Below are 4,408 nucleotides of genomic sequence, written 5' to 3' on the forward strand. Positions count from 1 at the left end.
ACGGGCCGTGTTCACCGCCGCGATTCCTGCATGATTTCGTGGGGATATCTCAGCTTCAGAGGTTACAGCAGACGCGGCCGTTTCCTCACATCCGGTCGATGTAGTGTTCACGAACGTTCTCGATGCTATCGCACAGGAAGGAGTCGCTTCAAACGGCGTCCTTATCATAGTTGATGAATTCGATCAGATACCGAACCCCACAGGTTTTGCCTCCTTCCTAAAAGCTCTCGCGACAAATTCTCCTCGAGTGAAGTTCTGTATCGTGGGTGTCGCCAAAGACATTCAAATGCTTATGAAGGAACATGAATCGAGTGATCGGCTGTTTTCCGGAAGCATAATAACCATGGAGCCCATGACCGATGATGAGCTTTCGGGGATCATCGACAATGCGGAGTCCTACATTGACGGCTATATACGGTTTGATAAAAAAGCGCGCGACAGGATAGCGCAACTGGCTAACGGGCATCCGTATATGGTGCACCTAATAGGTAAGTTCGCCCTGCGGTCCGCTTATCAGGAAGAGCGTGTTGTTATCACAGACAAGGATATAGAGAATACTTTGGCAAGTATCGCCGAAAGGCGAGCAGATCCTATCTTGGAAGGGAAGTATAGGAAGGCCGTTGCATCTTCCCCGCAAAGGGAGTTAGTCCTGAAGGCGATGGCGCAAGCGCAGGATTCACACCAGGAAGTATGGACGACCAATGCTTATAAGATCGCACTTGACTGGGGTGTCGATAACCCAAGCCAGTATGTCGGCCAGCTGGTGGCGGGGGAATACGGTGCCGAGCTTGAGAAGCTCAGGGAACGTTTCTATCGTTTCAAAGACTCCCTGTTTCACGCATACGTGCTCGCACGACCCAACATGTACGCCCAGACGGGCTAGTAGAATCTGCTGCACTTAGATTTTTAAGTCGGGGAGCCCAACGAATAAGGTTAGATCGTGAGAGCGAAGCGAACCACGATCTGAACCGTTTGTTGGACAAGCCCGGTTCGGGTGATTGATGGGGGTCTGAAATCAGCTCTTGCGGTGACAGATTCTGCTGCCGACGTGGAGACGGCTGTGGGCGTCTGTGGCGGCGAATGAGTCCGCGGTGCCGGTCGCGTGGGCGAAGAAAGTGGCGTGTCGGGCGATCATGGCCTGCTTTTTAGGTGCACGATGCTCTCGGCTTGATGGCGCCGAATGCCGGAGGGCCCAACGTTGGCGAAGGCGGTTACATACCCGGTCCCCCGGCTACGACATCCGGGACGCGTGTATCGACCGGGTGCGGGGAGATTCGGGTTCGCAGGATCTTCATCGCCCCGCCGCAGCAAGGGCATGTGAGGACGGGACGGGGTCGCACGGCGGTCGGGGTGGTCGCGGGATGCACCTTGAGCAGCAGTTGCAACAGGTGTATCAAGCGTTTGCGGTTGGGGTGCAGAAAGCCGTAGTTGCGAGCACGGCGAAAGCCTTTGGGCAGGACATGGCGCAGGAGGTGCCAGAGGAATGCGGCACCCGAGAGGGTGCGGGTACGTGGCTTGCGGGTCTTGCTGTCCTGGTAACGGAAGGTGACCTGGCCGTTACCGCAGCTGAGGATGTCCTTCTCCTGGATCACGCCGCGGTAGAGGTAACGGCCGAGGTAGACCAGGGCCTTTTCGCCGGAGCCGACAGCGGTGCAGTCGACGACCCAGTCTTTCGGCAGGGACTGGGGCAAGGGTAGCCCCGCCTGTGCAAGAGCATTGAGCAGTTTGGCGCGAAAGACCTTCGCCAGGGCCTTGTGGCTGAACAGGTAGCGGGAGCGGCCGGAACCGGTCTTGGTACGCCAGCGGCGGTTCTTGGCATCGATGGCCGCCGCGGGCATGGCCAGGTGCACGTGCGGGTGATAATCCAGGCGCCGGGAGTGGGTATGGAGGACAGCGATGGCCCCGGGAGTACCCTGCAACCGGGGATCGTTACGGCTGAAGGTGTGCAGGGTATCCCAGCTGCATTGCAGGATGAGGCTGTAGACCGTGCGCTGATGCTGCCAGGCGAGTTGGCGCAGCTCAGCCGGGAGGGTGAAGGTGAGCAGGAAGTAGTCCGCCGGGACGCGACGTTGCAACTGGCGTTCGAGCCATTGTTGGCTTTCGTGGTGCTGGCAGTGAGGACAGGCGCGGTGGCCGCAAGAATGGGGCACGAAGCGTTGTTCAGCACAGTCCTCGCATTGCACCTGCATACGCGGGCTCAGTGCGCTGCGGCAGGCACGCATCGCGGCCAATGCCCGATGATGGCCGGGCAGGAGACGGTCCCCGTACTGCGCCAGTAGATCGGCCTCGAAGGTCTCGATGAGGGTGGCTACGCGGATCATCGCACACCTCCCCAGCGGATCGAAAAGCCGTTCATCAACGCGTTGATGCGCTGTTGCGCGTTGTCGCCGGTGTGTGTGGTCAGGTGGGTGTACTTGGCGGTGGTCAGGATCGAGTGGTGGCCGAGGATCTTCTGTACCTCAAGCAGATCGACCCCGGCTTCGATCAGGTGGGTTGCGTAAGCGTGGCGCAATGAATGGGGGGTGATCTTTTTTTTATCCCGCATTGTGCTGTCACCTTGCGCAAGGTGAGCTGGATGCCGCCGCGGTCCAGTGGTGTTGTGGCCCGAGCAGCGGCACGCAGACCGCCCTGGCGGCTGGGGAACAGCCACACGGGGTTGCGATGCGTGCGCCAGAAGTTGCGCAGCACCGCGAGCGTGATGTCGGGCAAGGGCACGAGACGGTCCTTGTTGCCCTTGGCGTCGCGCACATGCACCCGCGCCCGCGAGGCATCGATGTCAGCAGCTTGTAGGCGCAGTCCCTCGCCGAGGCGCAGGCCGAGGCTGTAAAGGGTGAAGTAGAAGACGCGGTAGCTGAGAATACGGGTGGCATCGAACACGCGCCCGGCCTCCGCGACGGTCACGATGTCCGGCAGACGCTGGGACCTGGGCGGCTTGATCAGATCCACCGCCACCCAGGGCTTGCGCAGGACATGGGTGTAGAAGAACTTCAGGCCGTACAGGTCGAGCTTTACAGCGCTCCAGGAGTGGGGCCCCAGGAGAGCCGTAAAGTACTCAAGGAGTTGCGGTTCGGACAGATCTTCAATGCGGTGGTCGAAGTGGGCGCCGACGCGGCGAATGGCGCGGGCATAGGCCTCGATGGTCTTGGGCTGCAGGCCCTTGAGCTTGAGGTGCTTGATGTGGGTCTCGTACAGTTGGTTGAAGTCTGCGGGGGTTGCTGGTCTCATGGTCATGTAGTCTCGCGGTTCTTGCAGGAACGCCCCTCATCAACGAGGGGGTGAGACTAGATTCTAGGATCCACCCAGCGCAGCTGCTCTTCTCCGCGTAGCGGCTTCGTCCAACAAGTCCATCGAGCGGACGGCAAAAAAGCTGGCGCTTTTCCGCCGCCGCTCATGTGCGGCGTTATGAGTAAGGATGGAGTTAGTTGATGAAATTAGAAGGACTAGTCGATCTGTACCGGAGCATGAAGTCTCAAGATATTGACCGATACCGCTTCTCCTACAGCTCTGGGAAAGCACTGTTTGATGTCTTCTTCTTTATCGATGAAAGCCCTTTTGTTCTTCTTTTTGGAGTGAAATCAGAAAACTTCAGCTTTGAAATAGTGGTGGAGAAGGGTTTCGAGATTGATCCGAGGCTTGATCGCGACACCTACAAAGAGCTATGCCGGGTACTGGGGCTAGAATACGATCCAGATAGGCCTTTCAGCCCTTGGAGCTTCTTTAAAGAATTCAACGAAAATATCCCAAACAAAGCGCTTGCGGCGCAAAAGGCGGCACCACACGAAGTTGCGGATTATCGCTCAGTTGCTGAAGAGGCTGACAAAATTTACTTTCTCGGTTGGCGTGACAATACTAAACGTGGCGAGCAAGTTGGCGCCTTGAATCTCGAAAAAACCAGGAGGCTGCTGGGGGAGAAAGCCTTTGAAAGGTGTAAACAAAAGAATATTAGTAGTTGCTGGACTGATAATAAGAAAGCAGCAAAAGAGTTTTCACTGCCATGAAATTCACTCATAACAATTCGCTGTTGCCGGACAATTTTTACACCGCTGCGCGGCTCCAAAGTTGCCGCAAATCTCGGCGTTGGATGTCACTGTTAACCATCTTCGATAGGGAGCGAATTATGAGAGCATTTATGGTCTTACTGTTGGTCGGATTTATCGCTGGCTGTGCTACGGTCGGCAGCCTTCAACCCGGGAGTGGTGGCTCCACATTCGAGGTGCATGGGAAGACTTACGATGAAATCTGGAAGGCATCTGTCCGAGCAATGAGTAGCAACTTAACAATTGTAGAGAGTGACAGGGCATCCGGAACCATTAAGTCAGAAGCGCGAGCAGGCATGGCGACTTGGGGGGAGATGGTCAATGTCGTCAATTTAAGCCGCCATCCCTGGTAATGGATTGACGTGTTTCGA

The 4,408-nt window shown here is 56.9% G+C and carries 4 protein-coding genes and 1 pseudogene; 2 read left to right on the forward strand and 3 right to left on the reverse strand.

What is annotated here, in order from left to right; all coding sequences use genetic code 11:
• Positions 1 to 103 precede the first annotated feature (103 nt).
• Complete coding sequence (locus AC54T3_RS17140; protein WP_496626528.1) at positions 104 to 883, forward strand: Cdc6/Cdc18 family protein; 780 nt, start codon at positions 104 to 106, stop codon at positions 881 to 883.
• Between the two features lie 328 nt (positions 884 to 1,211).
• On the opposite strand, the gene AC54T3_RS17145 is transcribed toward AC54T3_RS17140, so the two are convergent.
• Complete coding sequence (locus AC54T3_RS17145; protein WP_496626529.1) at positions 1,212 to 2,321, reverse strand: IS91 family transposase; 1,110 nt, start codon at positions 2,319 to 2,321, stop codon at positions 1,212 to 1,214.
• Positions 2,318 to 3,231 (reverse strand): annotated as a pseudogene (locus tag AC54T3_RS17150) (tyrosine-type recombinase/integrase). The gene AC54T3_RS17145 and the pseudogene AC54T3_RS17150 overlap by 4 nt, the downstream one beginning before the upstream one ends.
• Positions 3,232 to 3,425: 194 nt before the next feature.
• Between AC54T3_RS17150 and AC54T3_RS17155 the strand changes: the two are divergent.
• Entirely contained in the window at positions 3,426 to 3,998 is a 573-nt protein-coding gene (locus tag AC54T3_RS17155) for a DUF6037 family protein (protein ID WP_496626530.1), read from the forward strand.
• A 229-nt stretch (positions 3,999 to 4,227) separates the two neighbouring features.
• Here the strand turns inward: AC54T3_RS17155 and AC54T3_RS17160 are convergent.
• Positions 4,228 to 4,408: hypothetical protein (locus AC54T3_RS17160; RefSeq protein WP_496626531.1), on the reverse strand; the 181-nt coding region annotated here is incomplete at its 5' end.

Source organism: Halochromatium sp. NSM3 (assembly GCF_059621085.1).